The sequence below is a fragment of the Sporolactobacillus shoreicorticis genome, from assembly GCF_024125445.1.
Lineage (GTDB): Bacteria > Bacillota > Bacilli > Bacillales > Sporolactobacillaceae > Sporolactobacillus > Sporolactobacillus shoreicorticis.
In genome coordinates this window covers 14,724-30,736 of the sequence record NZ_JAMXWM010000031.1, presented here as the reverse complement: position 1 = coordinate 30,736, position 16,013 = coordinate 14,724, and the positions used below count along the sequence as shown (strand labels likewise).

General features: G+C 42.8%; 32 protein-coding genes. 1 reads left to right on the top strand and 31 read right to left on the bottom strand.

What is annotated here, in order from left to right; genetic code table 11:
- Nucleotides 1-2: 2 nt before the first annotated feature.
- From NIE88_RS18845 to NIE88_RS18765, 17 genes are all read right to left on the bottom strand, one after another.
- On the bottom strand, nucleotides 3-872 hold the full coding sequence (locus NIE88_RS18845) for a phage major capsid protein (RefSeq protein WP_253064689.1): 870 nt from the start codon (nucleotides 870-872) through the stop codon (nucleotides 3-5).
- A gap of 16 nt (nucleotides 873-888) precedes the next feature.
- Nucleotides 889-1,587 (bottom strand): DUF4355 domain-containing protein, encoded by a 699-nt coding sequence (locus NIE88_RS18840; protein ID WP_253064687.1) that lies wholly within the window; start codon nucleotides 1,585-1,587, stop codon nucleotides 889-891.
- A gap of 102 nt (nucleotides 1,588-1,689) precedes the next feature.
- Complete coding sequence (locus tag NIE88_RS18835) at nucleotides 1,690-2,073, bottom strand: hypothetical protein (RefSeq protein WP_253064685.1); 384 nt, start codon at nucleotides 2,071-2,073, stop codon at nucleotides 1,690-1,692.
- The gene (locus tag NIE88_RS18830; protein ID WP_253064683.1) at nucleotides 2,073-2,336 is read right to left on the bottom strand and encodes a PGDYG domain-containing protein; all 264 of its coding nucleotides are present in this window, start codon (nucleotides 2,334-2,336) and stop codon (nucleotides 2,073-2,075) included. Before NIE88_RS18830 ends, NIE88_RS18835 begins: the two co-directional genes overlap by 1 nt.
- A gap of 4 nt (nucleotides 2,337-2,340) precedes the next feature.
- Nucleotides 2,341-2,508, bottom strand: a complete 168-nt coding sequence (locus NIE88_RS18825; RefSeq protein WP_253064681.1) for a hypothetical protein — start codon at nucleotides 2,506-2,508, stop codon at nucleotides 2,341-2,343.
- Nucleotides 2,508-2,870 carry a hypothetical protein gene (locus NIE88_RS18820; RefSeq protein WP_253064670.1) on the bottom strand — a complete coding sequence of 121 codons (363 nt, stop codon included), beginning with the start codon at nucleotides 2,868-2,870 and terminating at the stop codon, nucleotides 2,508-2,510. The genes NIE88_RS18825 and NIE88_RS18820 overlap by 1 nt, the downstream gene beginning before the upstream one ends.
- Before the next feature lie 11 nt (nucleotides 2,871-2,881).
- Nucleotides 2,882-3,061 carry a hypothetical protein gene (locus NIE88_RS18815; protein ID WP_253064668.1) on the bottom strand — a complete coding sequence of 60 codons (180 nt, stop codon included), beginning with the start codon at nucleotides 3,059-3,061 and terminating at the stop codon, nucleotides 2,882-2,884.
- Nucleotides 3,021-4,478 carry a phage portal protein gene (locus NIE88_RS18810; RefSeq protein ID WP_253064666.1) on the bottom strand — a complete coding sequence of 486 codons (1,458 nt, stop codon included), beginning with the start codon at nucleotides 4,476-4,478 and terminating at the stop codon, nucleotides 3,021-3,023. Before NIE88_RS18810 ends, NIE88_RS18815 begins: the two co-directional genes overlap by 41 nt.
- A gap of 9 nt (nucleotides 4,479-4,487) precedes the next feature.
- Nucleotides 4,488-5,744: a PBSX family phage terminase large subunit gene (locus tag NIE88_RS18805; protein ID WP_253064664.1), complete on the bottom strand. Its 1,257-nt coding sequence runs from the start codon at nucleotides 5,742-5,744 to the stop codon at nucleotides 4,488-4,490.
- Nucleotides 5,731-6,447, bottom strand: a complete 717-nt coding sequence (terS, locus tag NIE88_RS18800; protein ID WP_253064781.1) for a phage terminase small subunit — start codon at nucleotides 6,445-6,447, stop codon at nucleotides 5,731-5,733. Before terS ends, NIE88_RS18805 begins: the two co-directional genes overlap by 14 nt.
- 119 nt (nucleotides 6,448-6,566) lie before the next feature.
- Complete coding sequence (locus NIE88_RS18795) at nucleotides 6,567-6,911, bottom strand: hypothetical protein (RefSeq protein ID WP_253064653.1); 345 nt, start codon at nucleotides 6,909-6,911, stop codon at nucleotides 6,567-6,569.
- Nucleotides 6,912-6,951: 40 nt separating this feature from the next.
- Nucleotides 6,952-7,302: a type II toxin-antitoxin system PemK/MazF family toxin gene (locus NIE88_RS18790; RefSeq protein ID WP_253064651.1), complete on the bottom strand. Its 351-nt coding sequence runs from the start codon at nucleotides 7,300-7,302 to the stop codon at nucleotides 6,952-6,954.
- A 66-nt stretch (nucleotides 7,303-7,368) separates the two neighbouring features.
- Complete coding sequence (locus tag NIE88_RS18785) at nucleotides 7,369-7,683, bottom strand: IDEAL domain-containing protein (protein ID WP_253064649.1); 315 nt, start codon at nucleotides 7,681-7,683, stop codon at nucleotides 7,369-7,371.
- 188 nt (nucleotides 7,684-7,871) lie between these two features.
- Nucleotides 7,872-8,297, bottom strand: coding sequence for a hypothetical protein (locus tag NIE88_RS18780; protein ID WP_253064647.1), 426 nt, complete (start codon nucleotides 8,295-8,297; stop codon nucleotides 7,872-7,874).
- A gap of 1 nt (nucleotide 8,298) precedes the next feature.
- Nucleotides 8,299-8,469: a hypothetical protein gene (locus tag NIE88_RS18775; protein WP_253064645.1), complete on the bottom strand. Its 171-nt coding sequence runs from the start codon at nucleotides 8,467-8,469 to the stop codon at nucleotides 8,299-8,301.
- Between the two features lie 101 nt (nucleotides 8,470-8,570).
- Nucleotides 8,571-8,807, bottom strand: a complete 237-nt coding sequence (locus NIE88_RS18770) for a hypothetical protein (RefSeq protein ID WP_253064643.1) — start codon at nucleotides 8,805-8,807, stop codon at nucleotides 8,571-8,573.
- A gap of 27 nt (nucleotides 8,808-8,834) precedes the next feature.
- Nucleotides 8,835-9,038 carry an XtrA/YqaO family protein gene (locus NIE88_RS18765; protein WP_309247057.1) on the bottom strand — a complete coding sequence of 68 codons (204 nt, stop codon included), beginning with the start codon at nucleotides 9,036-9,038 and terminating at the stop codon, nucleotides 8,835-8,837.
- A gap of 84 nt (nucleotides 9,039-9,122) precedes the next feature.
- Between NIE88_RS18765 and NIE88_RS18760 the strand changes: the two genes are divergently transcribed.
- Nucleotides 9,123-9,434, top strand: a complete 312-nt coding sequence (locus NIE88_RS18760) for a hypothetical protein (RefSeq protein ID WP_253064641.1) — start codon at nucleotides 9,123-9,125, stop codon at nucleotides 9,432-9,434.
- 20 nt (nucleotides 9,435-9,454) lie between these two features.
- Here the strand turns inward: NIE88_RS18760 and NIE88_RS18755 are convergent, their stop codons facing one another.
- The 14 genes from NIE88_RS18755 to NIE88_RS18690 all read right to left on the bottom strand — a co-directional run bounded on the left by NIE88_RS18755 (nucleotide 9,455) and on the right by NIE88_RS18690 (nucleotide 16,010).
- Nucleotides 9,455-9,757 (bottom strand): hypothetical protein, encoded by a 303-nt coding sequence (locus tag NIE88_RS18755; RefSeq protein WP_253064639.1) that lies wholly within the window; start codon nucleotides 9,755-9,757, stop codon nucleotides 9,455-9,457.
- 37 nt (nucleotides 9,758-9,794) lie between these two features.
- Nucleotides 9,795-9,962 (bottom strand): hypothetical protein, encoded by a 168-nt coding sequence (locus tag NIE88_RS18750; protein WP_253064637.1) that lies wholly within the window; start codon nucleotides 9,960-9,962, stop codon nucleotides 9,795-9,797.
- A gap of 29 nt (nucleotides 9,963-9,991) precedes the next feature.
- Nucleotides 9,992-11,368 (bottom strand): DNA cytosine methyltransferase, encoded by a 1,377-nt coding sequence (locus NIE88_RS18745; RefSeq protein WP_253064635.1) that lies wholly within the window; start codon nucleotides 11,366-11,368, stop codon nucleotides 9,992-9,994.
- A 15-nt stretch (nucleotides 11,369-11,383) separates the two neighbouring features.
- A complete protein-coding gene (locus tag NIE88_RS18740) occupies nucleotides 11,384-11,644 on the bottom strand; it encodes a hypothetical protein (protein ID WP_253064633.1) in 261 nt (86 codons plus the stop codon).
- Between the two features lie 112 nt (nucleotides 11,645-11,756).
- Nucleotides 11,757-12,215: a Holliday junction resolvase RecU gene (locus NIE88_RS18735; RefSeq protein ID WP_309247059.1), complete on the bottom strand. Its 459-nt coding sequence runs from the start codon at nucleotides 12,213-12,215 to the stop codon at nucleotides 11,757-11,759.
- 38 nt (nucleotides 12,216-12,253) lie between these two features.
- A complete protein-coding gene (locus NIE88_RS18730; RefSeq protein ID WP_253064623.1) occupies nucleotides 12,254-12,505 on the bottom strand; it encodes a hypothetical protein in 252 nt (83 codons plus the stop codon).
- Nucleotides 12,502-12,759, bottom strand: a complete 258-nt coding sequence (locus tag NIE88_RS18725; RefSeq protein WP_253064621.1) for a hypothetical protein — start codon at nucleotides 12,757-12,759, stop codon at nucleotides 12,502-12,504. Before NIE88_RS18725 ends, NIE88_RS18730 begins: the two co-directional genes overlap by 4 nt.
- Before the next feature lie 4 nt (nucleotides 12,760-12,763).
- Entirely contained in the window at nucleotides 12,764-13,108 is a 345-nt protein-coding gene (locus tag NIE88_RS18720) for a hypothetical protein (protein WP_253064619.1), read from the bottom strand.
- Nucleotides 13,101-13,331 (bottom strand): hypothetical protein, encoded by a 231-nt coding sequence (locus tag NIE88_RS18715; protein WP_253064617.1) that lies wholly within the window; start codon nucleotides 13,329-13,331, stop codon nucleotides 13,101-13,103. The genes NIE88_RS18720 and NIE88_RS18715 overlap by 8 nt, the downstream gene beginning before the upstream one ends.
- Before the next feature lie 150 nt (nucleotides 13,332-13,481).
- Nucleotides 13,482-13,916, bottom strand: coding sequence for a YopX family phage-derived protein (locus NIE88_RS18710; protein WP_253064607.1), 435 nt, complete (start codon nucleotides 13,914-13,916; stop codon nucleotides 13,482-13,484).
- A 13-nt stretch (nucleotides 13,917-13,929) separates the two neighbouring features.
- The gene (locus tag NIE88_RS18705; RefSeq protein WP_290446594.1) at nucleotides 13,930-14,157 is read right to left on the bottom strand and encodes a DUF3850 domain-containing protein; all 228 of its coding nucleotides are present in this window, start codon (nucleotides 14,155-14,157) and stop codon (nucleotides 13,930-13,932) included.
- Nucleotides 14,126-14,275 (bottom strand): hypothetical protein, encoded by a 150-nt coding sequence (locus NIE88_RS18700; RefSeq protein ID WP_253064605.1) that lies wholly within the window; start codon nucleotides 14,273-14,275, stop codon nucleotides 14,126-14,128. Before NIE88_RS18700 ends, NIE88_RS18705 begins: the two co-directional genes overlap by 32 nt.
- Nucleotides 14,276-14,453: 178 nt before the next feature.
- Entirely contained in the window at nucleotides 14,454-15,311 is an 858-nt protein-coding gene (locus NIE88_RS18695; protein ID WP_253064603.1) for a helix-turn-helix domain-containing protein, read from the bottom strand.
- Between the two features lie 159 nt (nucleotides 15,312-15,470).
- Entirely contained in the window at nucleotides 15,471-16,010 is a 540-nt protein-coding gene (locus NIE88_RS18690; RefSeq protein ID WP_253064601.1) for an endonuclease domain-containing protein, read from the bottom strand.
- Nucleotides 16,011-16,013: the final 3 nt, after the last annotated feature.

Here is a 16,013-nt window from a genome sequence, read left to right as displayed (position 1 = left end):
CGTTAGGGCGTAACCGGACGTGCAGCACTGAGAACTGCCAGCGCTTCCGGACGTACCGTTTTTGCACCGTAGAGATGTAAACCTTTTACTGCATCAGCAAAGCGTTTTTCCGGACGATAAGCTTCAACACTGTTGATCTGTTCTGCGTACGACCATGCGATGTTGTGACCAGCGATAATTTTAAAATTATCAAGTACACCTTCAGCAGCGACGACGTGCGGTGCGTTGTTCGATTTCAGCACGTTGAAACCTGCCGCTTGCCCAATCTGACCGTTAAGCAGACGGAGAGCAGAGTTCATATCACCCGTTTTAACAAAGCGGTCATCCTTCAGTAGGAGTCCTTCAAACCATGGCGGAATGACCACAAATCGGCCGACTTCCGGCACATTCTTTTCGTCGAGTGCTGTAGAGAGATCGACAAGATATTCGTAAGCCGTCTGCACAGTTGGCGTTTCCGGCGCCGCATCTGTGCCGATGGTGCTCGCCGCATCCGTGTAGTGACTCGCAATAAACTGATCAGCAAGATTTTTCAATCCCTGAGCCGCGTTTGCCATTGCCTGATCCATCACTTTTGGGGTCTGCTGAGTTTTATCGATATCGTCAACCTGAAAGTTAAAGAATTTTGCTTCCGTGATTTCGAGCTGACGGGTATCGTCGTCCAACGTTTCCGGATCGGTAATATTCGTGTTTTTAGTGTAATCACCGATCGTCGGATCTCCAACTGTATTAATGTTTACTTTATCTCCTGCGGCAGAAATTTCGCCTTCATAGTCTCGATTGATGATATTCGGCTGACCATAAACCAGTGCTTTCTGCAGCGCCTGTAAGAGCCGCGCACTCCAAATCGTAGGAATAAAATTATTGAGTGACATTCAAATCACGCTCCTGTTATTGTTTTAGTAATTTCTGTACTTCGTCCCAGTGCTTGTTGATTTCCTCGGCAGACATTTTCTTCACATCTTCCAAGGTAATCGGCGTTCCTGATCCACCGCTTGCTGGCGGTGTGGTGCCGTTTTGCTTAAACTTCTCGTTCACAATCTTCTGTTCATAAGCCTTCAACGTAGCTTCGAGTTTGCTAAGGTTGGCCGTGGTGGCCTCTTCGTCGTTGCCAAGGAAAAAGTCAACAAGATCAGTCGGTAAACCCTTGGCGCTCGCCGCAGTCAAAGCCTTACTTTTCAGCGCCTCTCTCGCGCGCTGCTTTTCCGAATCCTCAAACTTCTGTTTCAGTTCTCGAAGCGCCTTTTCAGCCGGTGTTTCTGCCGGATACCGTTTGGCAATTTCTTTCTCCAAGATTTCCGGCAAGGATTTCTCTTTGAATGTATTGATGCCTTGCGTCACACGGCTATCCGCAAACGAGTTGAGCCACTTCTTACCGTCCTCACTCTCATTTAGGAACTTCTGCACCGAGTCAAGTGTCAAAGACCCTTGACCGTTGCCCGTTCCTGTTGGAGTAGTCGGCGGTGTTTGTGGCGTAGCAGGTGGATCTCCTGCCGATGGTTGGGTTGTTGCCCCATCCGGTGTAGGATCACCGTTCCTTTCCGCAAAGTATTGCAAATTCAACGGGTATCTAAGTGTCATTGTTTTCATCATTCTTCCTCCTTGCCCTCAGTCAGTTCCAAAGCCCTGATGAGTTCAAATGATTTATGCAGCTTTTAACGTCATCAGCAAAATTGGACAAAATAAAAACGCCTATTCAGCGTTCGTTTGCCTATCTGTTTCAACAAGTGCACGAGCAATCAAATCAATCGCCTGTTCATGTGCTGTGTCAATCATTTCGCTTTCATCGTCAGATGTAAACGGAGCAAAATGCAGATGTAGCAATTCATGAACCAGCGTTTTCTCCATGTCCTGAGGAAATGATTTGTTTGGTTCGTAATCAACCGGATCAAGAATGTGAATCCACGCCAATTTGCTTTGAATATTCCAATGACATTCACCTTGGCAATCATCTAAATCCATATCTCTTGCTCGAATAATGGAAATGGCAACCTCCCAATCTTGTAGACGCAACCTTTTTTTCCATTTTAAGAGTTTCGATTGCAGCTGGTCATCAGACAAAACGACTTCCGCCATCATTCCACCTTCTCATAGGTTTTCTCAAAGATGTCTGGTTTACAAGGGTATCGTTCCCCCTCTACGCCAGTAATGATATAGTCCCCCGGAGAAATGATGTGATCTCCTTCAAGCGTATGGATAAATGGCCGTTTTTGTATCTTTATCTTTTCTCCTCTTACTACCTGCCCAATAGAAACGAATGCGTCTTTAAATCCGTCTTCAAGCCCCGGTCGATACAGTTCAGCTTCAATCACAACTGGTTTCTTACGGTATTTAGGCATATGCTCACTTCCCCCGTAAGGCATCATAGAGGTTGACGTATTCATTAAGTAATCCGGCTACTTCATCGGTCATTCCACTTTCAAGATTAGTTCTAATGGTTTTCCCAAGCACCTTAAATGTTTTCTCTGCATCATCATAGATCGAATAATTGATATCACCATGCTCATTCATTATAATTTCACCTCTGGATTATACAGTTTTGATATACTTTCAAACTCTTTTTGGATAGCCCGTCTAATTATCTTCTGAATATCGTCAACTTCAATATTCACCTTCACGGATAAATCACGTAGTTTTCCATGTGTTTTCTGCGCACCATTGCTAATATCAAAACTCCCGGATGTTTTCGGTCCACAATTGCCAACATCATGTGCGGCATCTTGCCTTCCTTTTTGATATTGCTCTTCCATAAGGAAAGCGATCCAATAAATTTGTTTTGATGTTAAATTTTCAAGGGGTTCTCCAAATCCAAATATTCTTGGAATATGTCGTGAAAATTCTTTATAGTCAAGTTCTGTAGCCTTCGTGCCCATTTTCCTCCACCTCACCTAAATCCATTCATTTTATTGGAAAACTCACCGGTAATATACAATGCTTGGTTTGGTTCAAATCCCTGTTTAATCAGCTCATCATAATATTTCTTCACCATCTGAGCGATTAAATAAAAATTCTCTTTGACTTCGTCAGTCTGCATTTCCTTCTCCAGCTGTTCGTGTGCCTTCATCTTCACCATCCCCTTTGTTTTGATTGTTTGGTAGCGTGTCAGGACCGTAGACATTCTCAGCAGCCCTTATCGCATCCTCACGCATTCGGTCCATTTCTTCCTGTACGTTTGTGACGAATGGTAGCAACCCAAGCCGTGTTTGCTCGCTGACAACACCCTTCAAAGCTACTGAAGCCTGAGCATCTGAAAGAATGTCGTCCGGAAGGTTCCGTTTGAATTGAAAGTCAATCTGTAAGTAATCATCCGGCTGTGCCAGTCGTTTCTTTGCCCATGCCGAGCAAAGCACCTTGAATTGATACCGTAGTCCGGCCGTCATTTTTCGCTCCATCGTGATTGCCTTATGTTCAAGCGCCATGAGTTTATAGCGCATGGCGACTCCTGTAATTGTCGTGCCAAATGAATCATCAGAGAAGTTCACTGACTTAGCAAAGCGAAGAATATTTTCTTCCATTCGATTTAAGCTATGCTCAATAATGTCATCATCCAAGTCCTTGGTCAGATAGTTGACATCTTGATCTTTATCGTCCAGATTAATGACACCGGTCTGCTTCATGTTCTGCTGATCTTCCTCATCCAGGAATGCACCTTTAGCAACGAGATAAGCCAACCGGTACTGCTCAATCTCGTTGCTTACATCGCTTAGCGTGCGGTCATAAGCGTCAATCAGCGGCAGAACCTTCTCGGCATCGCCTTTCATCTCCTGGTTATTCGGAACCCCAAATAATGGACAATAATCAAACATGTGTGTTCGCTTGTCTTTCAGTAAATAATCCGCGCCGTCTTCCGATTCAAAATGATAGACAATTGATCCATCGTAGAAATCCGCATTGTAGATATCGATTTTCTCGTCCGGGTTCGTCCCGTTTCCGCCCCATGAAAAGGTTTTATAGTAGCGCAGCGCATACTTCGGATTCGTAATGTCATCCGTTTCTGAGAGAATAATTGATTCCCACGGATTGACGGTCATGGTTGATTCATTTCCGTCCGGATCAATGTACAAAAGCCGTGCACCGTAGCCACAGATCGTTGCCTTCTTGCCAAGTTCAGAGTCAGCATCTTCAACATTGTTCCGCTTGTTAAAATCAGAAATGGTTTCAGCCAGTCCTTTTTCCTTGTCCGCGTTGTAAGTGACCGGACTGCCAAACAGATAGCCAACTTTCGTATCGGCGATTTCCGCATCAAAAGCATTATTGATCTTGTTATTGACTTTATCGTCAATACGTGCAATCTTCTCGCCCTTGACATCTTCAAATTTAATTGGCTTGCGTGTCAAAATTGGCACTCCGGCAGCAGATGCCTTATAACGCTCATAGAGCCGTACCGTGCGGTCATGATCCGGCTTGTGATCTTCAATCATTACTCGGATAATCTTGCTTGTGATGCCATCTTGCTCAATCAGAGGGATATATTCGTTCATCATTTTCACCTACTTTCTTTTTCTGAAATAGGAGTGTAATACATAACGCGATTCGTCCATCGCATGGTTATTTTCATCTAGCGGTTGATCTTTTTTTGCAGCTGGATCATCCGGTCCAGGATAAGAATAAATAAGCATCTCATTTATGGTTTCTTTGCAATCCTCACAAATGAGATACTCACCGTTCTGAATCATCGTCATGACTGTATTCAGCCCAGCACCGATTTCTTTATCCGCATTCCTAGCGTGCAACTTCCAAAGACGCAACGTATCAATACGGTCCTGCTCAGCGCTGTCACAATAAATAACTTTCAAAGTTGTTCCCAGTTTCTTTTGCCATTCAATAAACCATTTTGCTAAATCCTCGGTGTGCTGCTTCGTCTTATAGAATTCAGCGATCTTAATCGCCTTTACTTTCCCACGAGGAAGCCCGTAAACACCGCCAACCATTGGATCTCGATAGCCCCAGTCAACGCCACCAATAAACCGATAAAATTCATGGTCGTCAAGCATCTTCTGGACTTTATCATGGCTGATGACGTGTTCTTTTTCTTTGAACATGTCATAGACGAGACCTTCGGCCACAACCCACTGACCGAGAATATAGCGTAAATAAAAGACGCCTGAAAACATGCGTTTCAGACGCTCTTTGACTTTCTTGGAAAGTGTTAAGTTGTCATCCATTGTAAAATGCAGAACCAGAAAGTTCTTTTCCTTTGCATGATCAATGATCTCAACCTTGAGCCAGTGTTTCGGATGACCTGGGTTACAGTTAAAAAAATATTTTGCTCCATCAACTGAGCACCGGCCCATAACCTGGTCTACAAATGATTTGGGCATAAGAGCCGCTTCATCCAAATAAGCACCGGCAGCAGTCAGCCCTTGAACCTTGTCCTGAGATTTCTCGTTATCGCCACCAAATAAATAATAGATATTGTTGCCAATCTCAACATGAGGATCATCAGAACGGATGTATTTATAGGCGATACCCTTAGCAACAAGAATCTGAAATAGCGGATTTAGGACGTTACGTTTCAAAGCCCCCATCGTCTTGCCACCAAGGATAAAACTCTCACCATCGAAAGTTTCTAATGACCATGTCAAAAAAGAATCAATCATCGCAATTGTTTTTCCGGCACGGATAGAACCTTCAGCAATTATGCCGTCATAATCAGCATAAGGACTTACACCGGGCAGCCACCAAGTCAAAAGCTTGATTTGTTGATCAGAGAACGGTTTAAATTGGAACCCCTTATTCTTCTTCATGGTTCCACACTTCCGATGCCTTGCCTTTTAGTGCATCAATGTAAGATGAAATATCCGGTTTATCCGGCGTGTTGTCCTTGCGCCTAATATCTGACTTGATATTATCAATATGAGCCTGCATCAATTCGAGCTTCTTTCGCCGCTCGTCCTGCTCGTCAGCAATCGCAACAAACTGTTTAATCAGGGCCCGCAGCTCACCCATTGCCCTACTCTGGGCATTTAAAAAGTTCGCCTGTTTATCCCAAGCGAACTGAATTAAATAACCTTCTTGATCTGTACTGGATTCCGTTGTCGTGGTCTTTGTTTCCTTCTTAGATTTAATATGAAGGTACATATTTTGCATCTTCGTTGTGTCGTTATGATCTTGCACCATCATGATCTTCTGCGCTCGGATGATCGCTGTATATTGGATCATGATCTGATCCCACAATAGATCGGCAGGATCGGCAGCGTTAATTTCCTGCATGATCTCTAATGATTCTGCCGGCAAATATTTCGAGAAAAAACCGAACTTGGTTGCGTTCTGATTGCCAGCAGGGGCGCCGTGACCGGATGCATTCTGATTGCCAATCGGTGCGCCTTTTGTGTGCACCCTTTCTTTTTTGTGTGCACCCTTTTCTCTAATCCACTTGTATCGCTTCTTCCACGACTTGACGGTGTTCAGCGAGACGCCATATTTTTCGGCAATGTCTTTGTATTTCATGCCGGATTGATAATCACGGTAAGCCTTGTCTTTGTTGTCATTCACTCACGACACCTCACCTCCTGGTTGTGGTTTGTTTGTTTTGTGCAAAAGAAAAAGCACCGCAATGGGTGCTCATCTCAATATGTACTTTCAATTTCAATTAATGTTGTTTTTTCGTTCGGTACTAAATATCCATTAAATCCGGATCCATAACGATGAACATATTGTTCTCTTATTGATATAACTTTTACTCTTCTTGTTACATTGCTTATTGCTCCAAATGAATCCAATTCCCTCAGTTCAGATAAAACAAAGCTGTCCTTGTGTTCTTTTAAATAAGATTTTACTTGTCTTTCGGTATAAACCGAACCCTCTTCTAATGTCTTAGGTATCTCATCTTCTTGCACATTACACACCCCTTTTTGTAGAATAGAAGCCTTATTTATTCCGCGAGGCAAGACAGTCCATCCTGATTCCTTCAAATAACAATCCCCCCGAAGGAGTGCCCAATAATATAACGGTTTACTTTTCTATTCCAAAACTTTTTAATACTTTTTCATCTACATCATTTAGATCTTCATCATCAAGGTGATCAATTTTACTTTCTAATCTCTGTTTATCTATTGTCCTGATTTGTTCAAATAATGCTATTGAATCTTCTTTTAAATCATATTTCCCCTTTTTTAGATATAAATGAACAGGTAGATTTCTTTTATCCTGTTCGGTGATTGGTGCAATAATTACAGTTGGGCCAAATTTATTACCAATGTTATTCTGAACAATTAATACTGGTCTTTTTCCGCCTTGCTCACTACCGATATAAGGGTCAAGGTCAGCAATAAATATGTCCCCTTTTTTAATAAGCTCATCCATTTTCCCATCTCCCATTCTGCATAATACCAATATATTCCTCAAAACAGGACAATATTCCTGCAATTATTAATTTTTCTGCAAGACTTTCCATGCCGGAACCCATGAATGAAATTCGCGAATTAGTTCATCAAACCATTCTTTATCCCGTGTCTGAAGTGCCAAGTCAATTAAACTTCCAATATCGTCAGGCGACGGCCCAGCGTAAGTATGTGCACAGATTTTGTCGTAATCGATGTTTAGACACTGTGTTCGTCCGTGGCTATCACTTTTGGTAACTTTAACAGTGCATTTTTTTCTTGTGGAATCGTCATGAATGATATAGCCAATGATTTTATCTCTTTCAAATGCCACACCAACCCAATCACCAATTTTTATTTTCATTATCAAACGCCCACTTCTCCACAAAATAAAAAGCACCGCACGGATGCCTCTGTTCGTATTTATTCAAGCCCCAACGGGGCGCAACGTCTTCTGTTCTGGCCGGAGGGCTTCAACTCTCCGACCTGCCTTCCATGGTACAAGCATAGCACGGATTAATCAATAGCGCAGTATACTCTTGGTATACTCTTTCATCCGTTCGCATCTTTCACAGCTTTTTTATACAACCGATTACTAATTTTTGCGTTGATCTTCTTGACCCAAACGTAACTGTACCCCAATTTGTCTGCAATCTCGACAAGTGACTTGCCCTGAATCTGCATGATTGCCACTTTATAATCAACGCCTTCAAGTTCGCTGATTTTGGTCTCAAGCCGTTTTTTCACATACTCTTTATCTTCCAATACCTTGTAAAGCGGGTTTAATACGGCATCAATTTCATAAATATATTCTAACGCTCGATCAAAGGGCATCGGTGCTTTAAACGCTCGGGTACCCATTTTCCAGTAATACTTCCTCTCAATCTCTAGCTGATGAATCCGCAAATAAAGGCAGTCAATTTCGCCGCAGAGATCGTGATACATTCTTAATGGCAGAAGTTCTGTTGCTTTCGTCATCTTACCGCCCCTTTCTTCTCACGGCGTGATTATGCCGCTCAAAGATTGGTTGATCTACACCCATCAGATTCTCAAGCGTCCGCCGCGACAGATTTTCAGAACGATACCCCTGTTTTCGTGAACGATTATTCTCTACATTGGTTCGTTTTCTGTTATTTTCGGAACGATTCATGAAAATGCCCCCCTTTTGAGCAAATAAAAAGAGGACGCAGAAACAACGGCGTAAACCGTCATTTCAGCGTCCTCAGGCTTTCCTATCTTGGACAAGTATTTTTATTGATGTTCTGCTTGATCAACTATATTTTTTGCTTGAACCAAGCTTAATGGATAATGCTTTTCTCGAAGTTTTTTAATCGTTGCCACTTTATCGTCTGTTTTTAAAAGCGACTCGGCTTCTTTTTTCAAAGCAACCTCATCAAAGGTAACCATCCCTTTAAGCTTTCTGGTCTCTCTTGACTGTAAAAAGTTCAATAGCAACAGGAGCACAGCAAGCGAAATCGCTAATTCCAAACTAAAATCCTCCCATGTGGTTTGATTCTAAAACAGTTCACCATCATCATACTTAATTTTAGCAACTTTTCCCTTTGCTGTCTCTATAATTGTAAAGCCATGCTCAACAGCTTCCGTCACTTTCGCTTTTCCCTGCACGCCATCCAGAATCACAATTAGCACTTTTCCTTGTTCCATTTTCTTCGTGACACTTAAGTCTTGCATATCTATTTTTAATTCTCTTAATCTCACGGTAATCCCTCCGATATGGTAAAATGAGGTATCGGATATTCGGGAGAGATCCCGATTTTTTTATAAAGTAAAGGGTGGCAGCAAATGAAAAAGCATTTAATAATGATCTTACTCATTGCAATATCTGCCATTGTAGCTTGTTATTTTGGCTATAAATTTCAATGGATGGATCACCAGTCGAATAGCATGTTTTGGTACTGGGTTGGAGCTGTGTTATCTTATTTCTTTTCTGTTTTGACTCTCATCCTTGTATTTGTTCATCACTTGATTGATAGAAAATCGATTGAAAAAGCAAATGTAATAATCTTATTTGCACAAGTCATAGGCGTAATTGCATGCTTCGTTGATATCCTATGGACGACATTTATCATCATCGCTTGGCAATCAGGAATGTAACAGTAGTGTCGTACTGCGAATTAGACTTCAATCCAACCCCAATCCATTTTGCATAGTTCTTCATATACGGAAATCATAGCTTCGGGATCGTTACTTTGCAGAACAATTTGTTTTCCGTTCTTGTCGATATAAATTTCAATGTTCTGTTCATATGGTTCATCGGCATACATAAATCGTACATAGCCATCACTGATGTCCTGCACCATTTCCTGCATATCGTCAATCTTGTCAATATCCGTGTGTCCAAGTCTTTCATCGAGAAACTTAGCAATTGCAACTGCGCTATTCACCTTTACAATGTCTAAAATTATTGTGTTTTTCATGTTATTCTCTCCTTCATTTTTGGGTCGAACTATGAAGTTAGTTATTCTTGCATATTTTCGTTTCTAAAATCTCACAGCCGATTAAATTGGGATAATCCTTTTCAAATTTTTCCTTTGCTTTCTTTTCGTTTTTGGCAGAAACAAAAGCTTTTAAGATTATTTTTGGTTGCTTTGGAAAGCAAAATTCCAATTTATAATGTGCCATATGTCCATCCCTTCCTTCGTCTTAGCTGTCTACTCTGCCACAGCCCACTTGTATTTCTTAACGCACAGTTCTGGCATGTTTGATCTAACCAAAGCTTCCACAAATTGTGGAGGAACAGCATTGCCACATCGCGCAACCTGCTTGCTTTTCGTATACGTCTTTCCCTCAAAGTCATGATCAATCACATAATTGTGGGGAAAACCCTGTGCATCAAATAACTCGCGCGGCTGAAGCATCCGCATGCCTACGTCTATAATTTTGTATGGCTCTCCATAAATCTGAACAAGTCCGAAACGATCATGTGATGTCACAGTCCCTAACGGATCAGTCATGGCTTGTCCAACGCTCTGCCCATAATATTTGACTAGAAACGCTTGAACCGCTCCGATATGCTGTGCTCTTGCCGTTATAGTTGGCATTGGCTGGCGAATATCCGAACCAATTCCCGTTTTATAGAATTTTGTGAGAAACGCACAGGTCAGTGCATATCGGTTTGATGTGTCTACCGTCAAAAGCGGACGATCTAGCGTCTGCCCACGCGCTTCGCTGTCGTAACTGTGATATTGGCTAATAAACGATGCCATCACTCGATCATCTTTGATCACAAAAGGTTCAGGATTATTAATAATAAATTTCTCAATTCCTTTCGCAATCCGAATCATCGTATTTTCAACCAATGGCTTTTTTCGTTTGAAAATGCTCTTGCAAGGTACCGACCAATCAATGACCTCTGCCGCTGTCCGCCATGGCTTTTTTATACCAACTTGAACCGTTAATTCTCGCGGATCTGCGTGTGTCGCTTCCGGCCACGTAATCGGTTTTCCGTCACGTCGAGCAACCAAGAAAAATCGTTTCCTGCTCGTTGGCGCCCCATAATCGCACGCTCTCAATTCTTTATAATCAACTTGATAACCAAGCGATCGAAGTGCCTTCACGAATGACTTAAAGGTCATACCTTTCTTTGACGGATCGGGAACCCACTGATTTTTTGAGTTAAACATCAACGGACCCCATGTCTTAAACTCCTCAACATTTTCGAGCATGATTACCCGAGGTTTTACCGATATTGCCCACTTTATTGCGATCCAAGCAAGCCCGCGAATGTTTTTACTTACCGGTTTTCCACCTTTCGCCTTGCTGAAATGCTTGCAATCAGGGCTAAGCCAACACAATCCAACAGGTCGTCCCTCGCATGCTTTCTTAGGATCAACGTCCCAAACGCTCTCACAGTAATGCTTAGTTTCGGGATGGTTTGCCTTGTGCATTGCAATAGCATCGGGATCGTGATTGATCGCAATATCTACGTTCAAACCCGTTGCCAACTCTATACCTGTCGATGCCCCACCTCCGCCGGCGAAGTTGTCGACTATAATTTCACGAAATAAATCAAGCTGCTTAACTGGCAATCTGCTAATCTCCTTTCAAAACAACGATTCCTGATAAAATCCCGTCCGCGCTGCCACCGGGTTAATCCACAAAACTTCAGTTCGTTTCGCCCCGGCTTCTGCTTTAGCTTCGAATTCTTCCATTTTCCAGCCATCTGAAACCAGCTGGTCATAGAGCAGATGATGATAGCCGCTTAAAAGAACCGCCCCCCGAAATGTTCGCAAGCGATCAATGAGTTCGATATGATCCTGCAGCTTCATTTCATGTGCATAATGTCTTTTGGTCCGTGTGCTCAAAATGTAAGGCGGGTCCGCATAGATCAGGACGTCCGGTCGGTCGTATCGATCAATCAGTTTGAGCGCCGGTTGATTTCTTTATCTTGGCAAAATTTGTAGAGCTCCGATTCCTTCATGCCGTCACCTTCCCTGTTCTGATTGGCAGCAAATAATCCAACACAATCCCGTTCCGACTCCATACCGTGACACAATTTTCAACAAACCACCCGTACGGTATTGACTTCCGCCCGCCGTTCGGCACCGCATCAACAAATTTCTTAAATTCCTTGATTGGTAGAATAAAAGTCTCGTTTTGCTTGATAAATCGCACGAGCAAAAAGGCATGTCCGCCACAGTCCCGGTAACGCATCAAATAGCGTGTCTGATGCTCATGCACGTTTGCCAGTGGTAGGCTTGGACGTTTAGTTTCCTTTGCGTCAAAGGCCAACCCTCGCCCGTTCAGGCAGCCGATAAAGTCTACTGTGCTCTTTTCGCTATAGAACGCGCTATTCTTCGTCTTTTTCAGTGGTGTAGCAACTTTCTGTACGACGGCCATTTTCTTAAGCAAATAAGAGCGATTACTAGATTCAATCTCTTCCTCGAATTACATGCCCCGGTTCGCATAGGTGGTCATGAGTTATCCTCCTCTCGAATATCAATCGCTTTTTCTACTTCACGCGGAGCAATCAGGTTTAATATGTCGATTAAAGCTTCGTAGCTGTTCAGTTCATTTTTCAGACGTTCTTCATTCGCTCTCATCCGTTCCACTTCGTCCCTTAGCCAGATATAATCGCCCTGTCTGATCGGCAGTTCTTGGCTATGCCAATGGCCGCCGAAAATAGGATCATTTCGCTTCTTGATTTCTTCCAAGCGATCAGTCATTTGAACACCGCCTTCTCATAGAGTGCTATATTTCGCCGAATCATTTCCAATTCGCTTTCATCTACGATGTCTCGTATCGCAGTATTATTAATGTCAATGCGTTTTTCCAAAGTATCGATAACTTTTCTTAGTCGTTCGACTTCGGAGATGAGCCATTCCATATCCGTGGATGCCAGCGGAGAATAAATATGAACCCATTCCGGTTTGACCATTCCAAAACTTTTTATTCCCCAGCGAACTTTTACTTCTTTCAATTGATCAGGCATCCTGATCACCTAGCCAATCCGCAACATCAGGATGCTCTTTGGCGATGATTCTTACCGCTTCATGTATTCCTTTTCTGTACCCAGTTTGCATATCTGATAACTGATAAAATTTTTTTAATTCATCTTTTAATTCTTCCCTCGCTGACAGCGGATTGACAATCTTCTTGCCGCTTTTTAGGGCTGTGATAAAATCGCTTGCTTGGTCAAGATCATCAGATGTGGGTGTAGTACCCAATGCTCTATATAAGCATTCTGATAACGTACATTCACCTGTATTATTCAATCTTTCCAGCGTATCTACGGCTACTTTTTCATTTAAAACGTATGATTCACTCATCGCTCTCACCCCCACCAATCCATTCAGTATCACTCCATCCACCGACATCATGATCGTAGCGTTCTCTGTAATATCCATCCCCATCATCGTCAGGAACTGGAATCGTATAGCTGTCGAAGGGGCCACCATATGTTGGCACCCATCCAAGATCAGGATGTTCGATTTCCATAAAAAACGGTAATCCAGTTACTGGGCAAATATCAGGATACTTTTGTTCACTCATCGCTCTTGCTCCCTTCCTGATTTTCAAGGTCTCATATCGTTCATGTTCTGGGCACAATCCTCGCACTTGCGGGGATATCCGGTCTCTTCTCCGTCGATCAGACAGCCGCACTGCTCACACAAGACGCCTTCCAGCATCATTTCTGCGTATTCACCCATTTGTTTCGCCTTCTTTCAGCAGATTGGGATTTTCATAGATATTTCCGATAATTTCTGGTTCATCATCCTGTCTCCAAACCCAACCCAATGGATGAAAGTCCGGCCCTTGAAAATCAGAACCATCAATACTTGCCAAGAACCATTGAGCATCATCATCGCTCCATTTGACGATTCCTTTGTACTGCTGGTCATGATCGAATCTGTCAAACACGGTGTAATAGAGAATGTCCCCTTCGTAGATTTCCCGCCCGTTCTTGTCTTTCAAACCAGTGGATTGCATGACTTCTGAATATTCATCATCTGCTTGACCATTAAGGAGATCCTCCATATCCCAATCTTCCGGGATTCCATAGTACCGATATAAATCTGACCATTCGATCATCTGCTCATCCTGCTTGTCATAAATTCGGAACTTTATCTCTCGCATTTTCGATCTCTCCTCACACCAGTCCGAACACAACATAGCCCGGTTTCTGTTCAAAATCCGTTACAAATCCGATCTGCTTCTTGATCTGAAAACCCGTGTACTGTCTGCCTGTCCATTCCTGCAGTACCACGGTGTCGCCTTCATGGTAATGCCGATCGTTATTCCGGATCTCGAAAGGCTTCCTGCCTTCCGCTACCGCCCGAAAATATTCAGGCAGGATCTTGATTTTGTGGGTTGCCATGATGTTCCCCTTCTTTCTGCAGCTGATCCTCATACTCGCAGCCCTTACGATATGCGGCATACGTTGCTAGACCGAAAACCGTAATCGGCGCAAAGATAAAAATTGCTAGAACAGTCATTTCCCCAGCCTCTTTCCGCATCGAGGGCAATACGGTCCGTTCCATCGCTTGATTGAGTGGTGCCGTGAACCCCAATGAATTTTGTATTCAAAACTGCAGCTATCACAATGCATATGTTTGTCAGGCAAGAGGTTTAACACCTTTTCAAATCGGGTTAATGGCAACATCATTACGCCTCCTAAATCTCGCTTAAATACTTTTCCAGATACTCAGCGCGCCGCTTGGCCTCTTCCGGATCCTCCGGTGGCTTGTCCTGTTGGGGCTTGTTCATCCACTCGGGAACGATCTCTTGGTGTTGGTGTTGCCCGTAGTATCTGCCGTTTGTCATTCTTTTTCTTTGTTGTTTAGGCTTGTTCGTTTTTTCTTGTTCGGCGACATATCGATCAAATATTCCTCCCACACAATAATCTAGGGTGTTGATCTGATCCCGAGAATGTTTTGGTCGGTAGTCTCTGAATACTTCTTCTAGCCATTGCATCGCTTTTTCAAGCGGAACTTTTACTAGAATTTCCTCTGCCGCATTTAAATCTTTAGGTGACCAACCAAATCCATTGCCACGTAAATGCACATAGTAATCAAGTAACGCTTTTTTGGAGGATTGCGATATTTGCCCCCGACCACTCAATTCATTTTGAGCCGGCTGAGCACTTTCGGTTCTAGGCAGCCCGTCGTCTTCTCCATCACGCACGCTATTATCAGCAGCGGTGGTAGTAATATCTTTCTTAAGACCTTCTTGATCATTCTTGTTTATAGGTACTTGCTGTTTCCCTGCTGTGTCCTTGCTGTTTCCCTTTTCTTCGTTCGACTGGTATTTTTCCCATTGCAACAAGGATATTAGTGTGTACTGTCTGTTTCCCTTTCCATTGTTTTTGGAAATCATGCCTTGTTTCTCTAGCCACTCTAAAATGTGTCGAATCGTCTTTGTACTTGGTTCGTGAAAAACTGATTGCTCATAATAGCCAACGCCCTTTGCGATGTTCCGAATCGAGGTTAAATGCTGTCCTGGTTTAATTTCTAAGAAGCTACCGTCCCTCATTGGAATCTTCTGAGATGCGTGATTCATTTTGTATTTCAAGTACTGCCATGTTCGATGATAGATAGGGGGCATCAGCCATATGTCACTCTCAAGCTCTTTCCGATAGTCTTTGATGTAGCCATTGATTGCCCCTCACCCCCCTTTGAAAACATAATCACCTTACGAACCGATCAAAGATTCAATCATCGATCCTACATCTGTTGCACACTTTGACGGGTGATTATATATTTCGCTTCCTGTAAATCTCATGACTTTGAATCCTTCCATCTGCAGATATCTATCTCTTTGCTTGTCATGCTGTGCTTGTTCCTTAGTCTTTTCATGAAAATCATGTCCATCGCATTCAATTGCAATGCGAGTGGCATTCTTGTCATTCTCTCGGAATGACTCTGCCACCAAAATATCAATCCGATAATTATGACCGTTCGTTTTGACCCTTGCTTGCAACTGTTGGTAAAATTGAGTCCCATAATAATCATTAATAAAATCGAGAGTTCCTCGTAAATTCATAAACATTAGAAATTCAATGGGTGAGCCACATTCCTTATATTTGTTGGATAAATAGTGAAGTGAAAAACAAACATCTTCATAGATCAAACTTTTTGCTAAATATGGAAGTTCTTCTGTTTTCGTCAACTTTTCTTCAATGGATTTAAGCATTTCTTCCGTATCGCCAAATCGTCCGGTTGTGCGATCCATAAA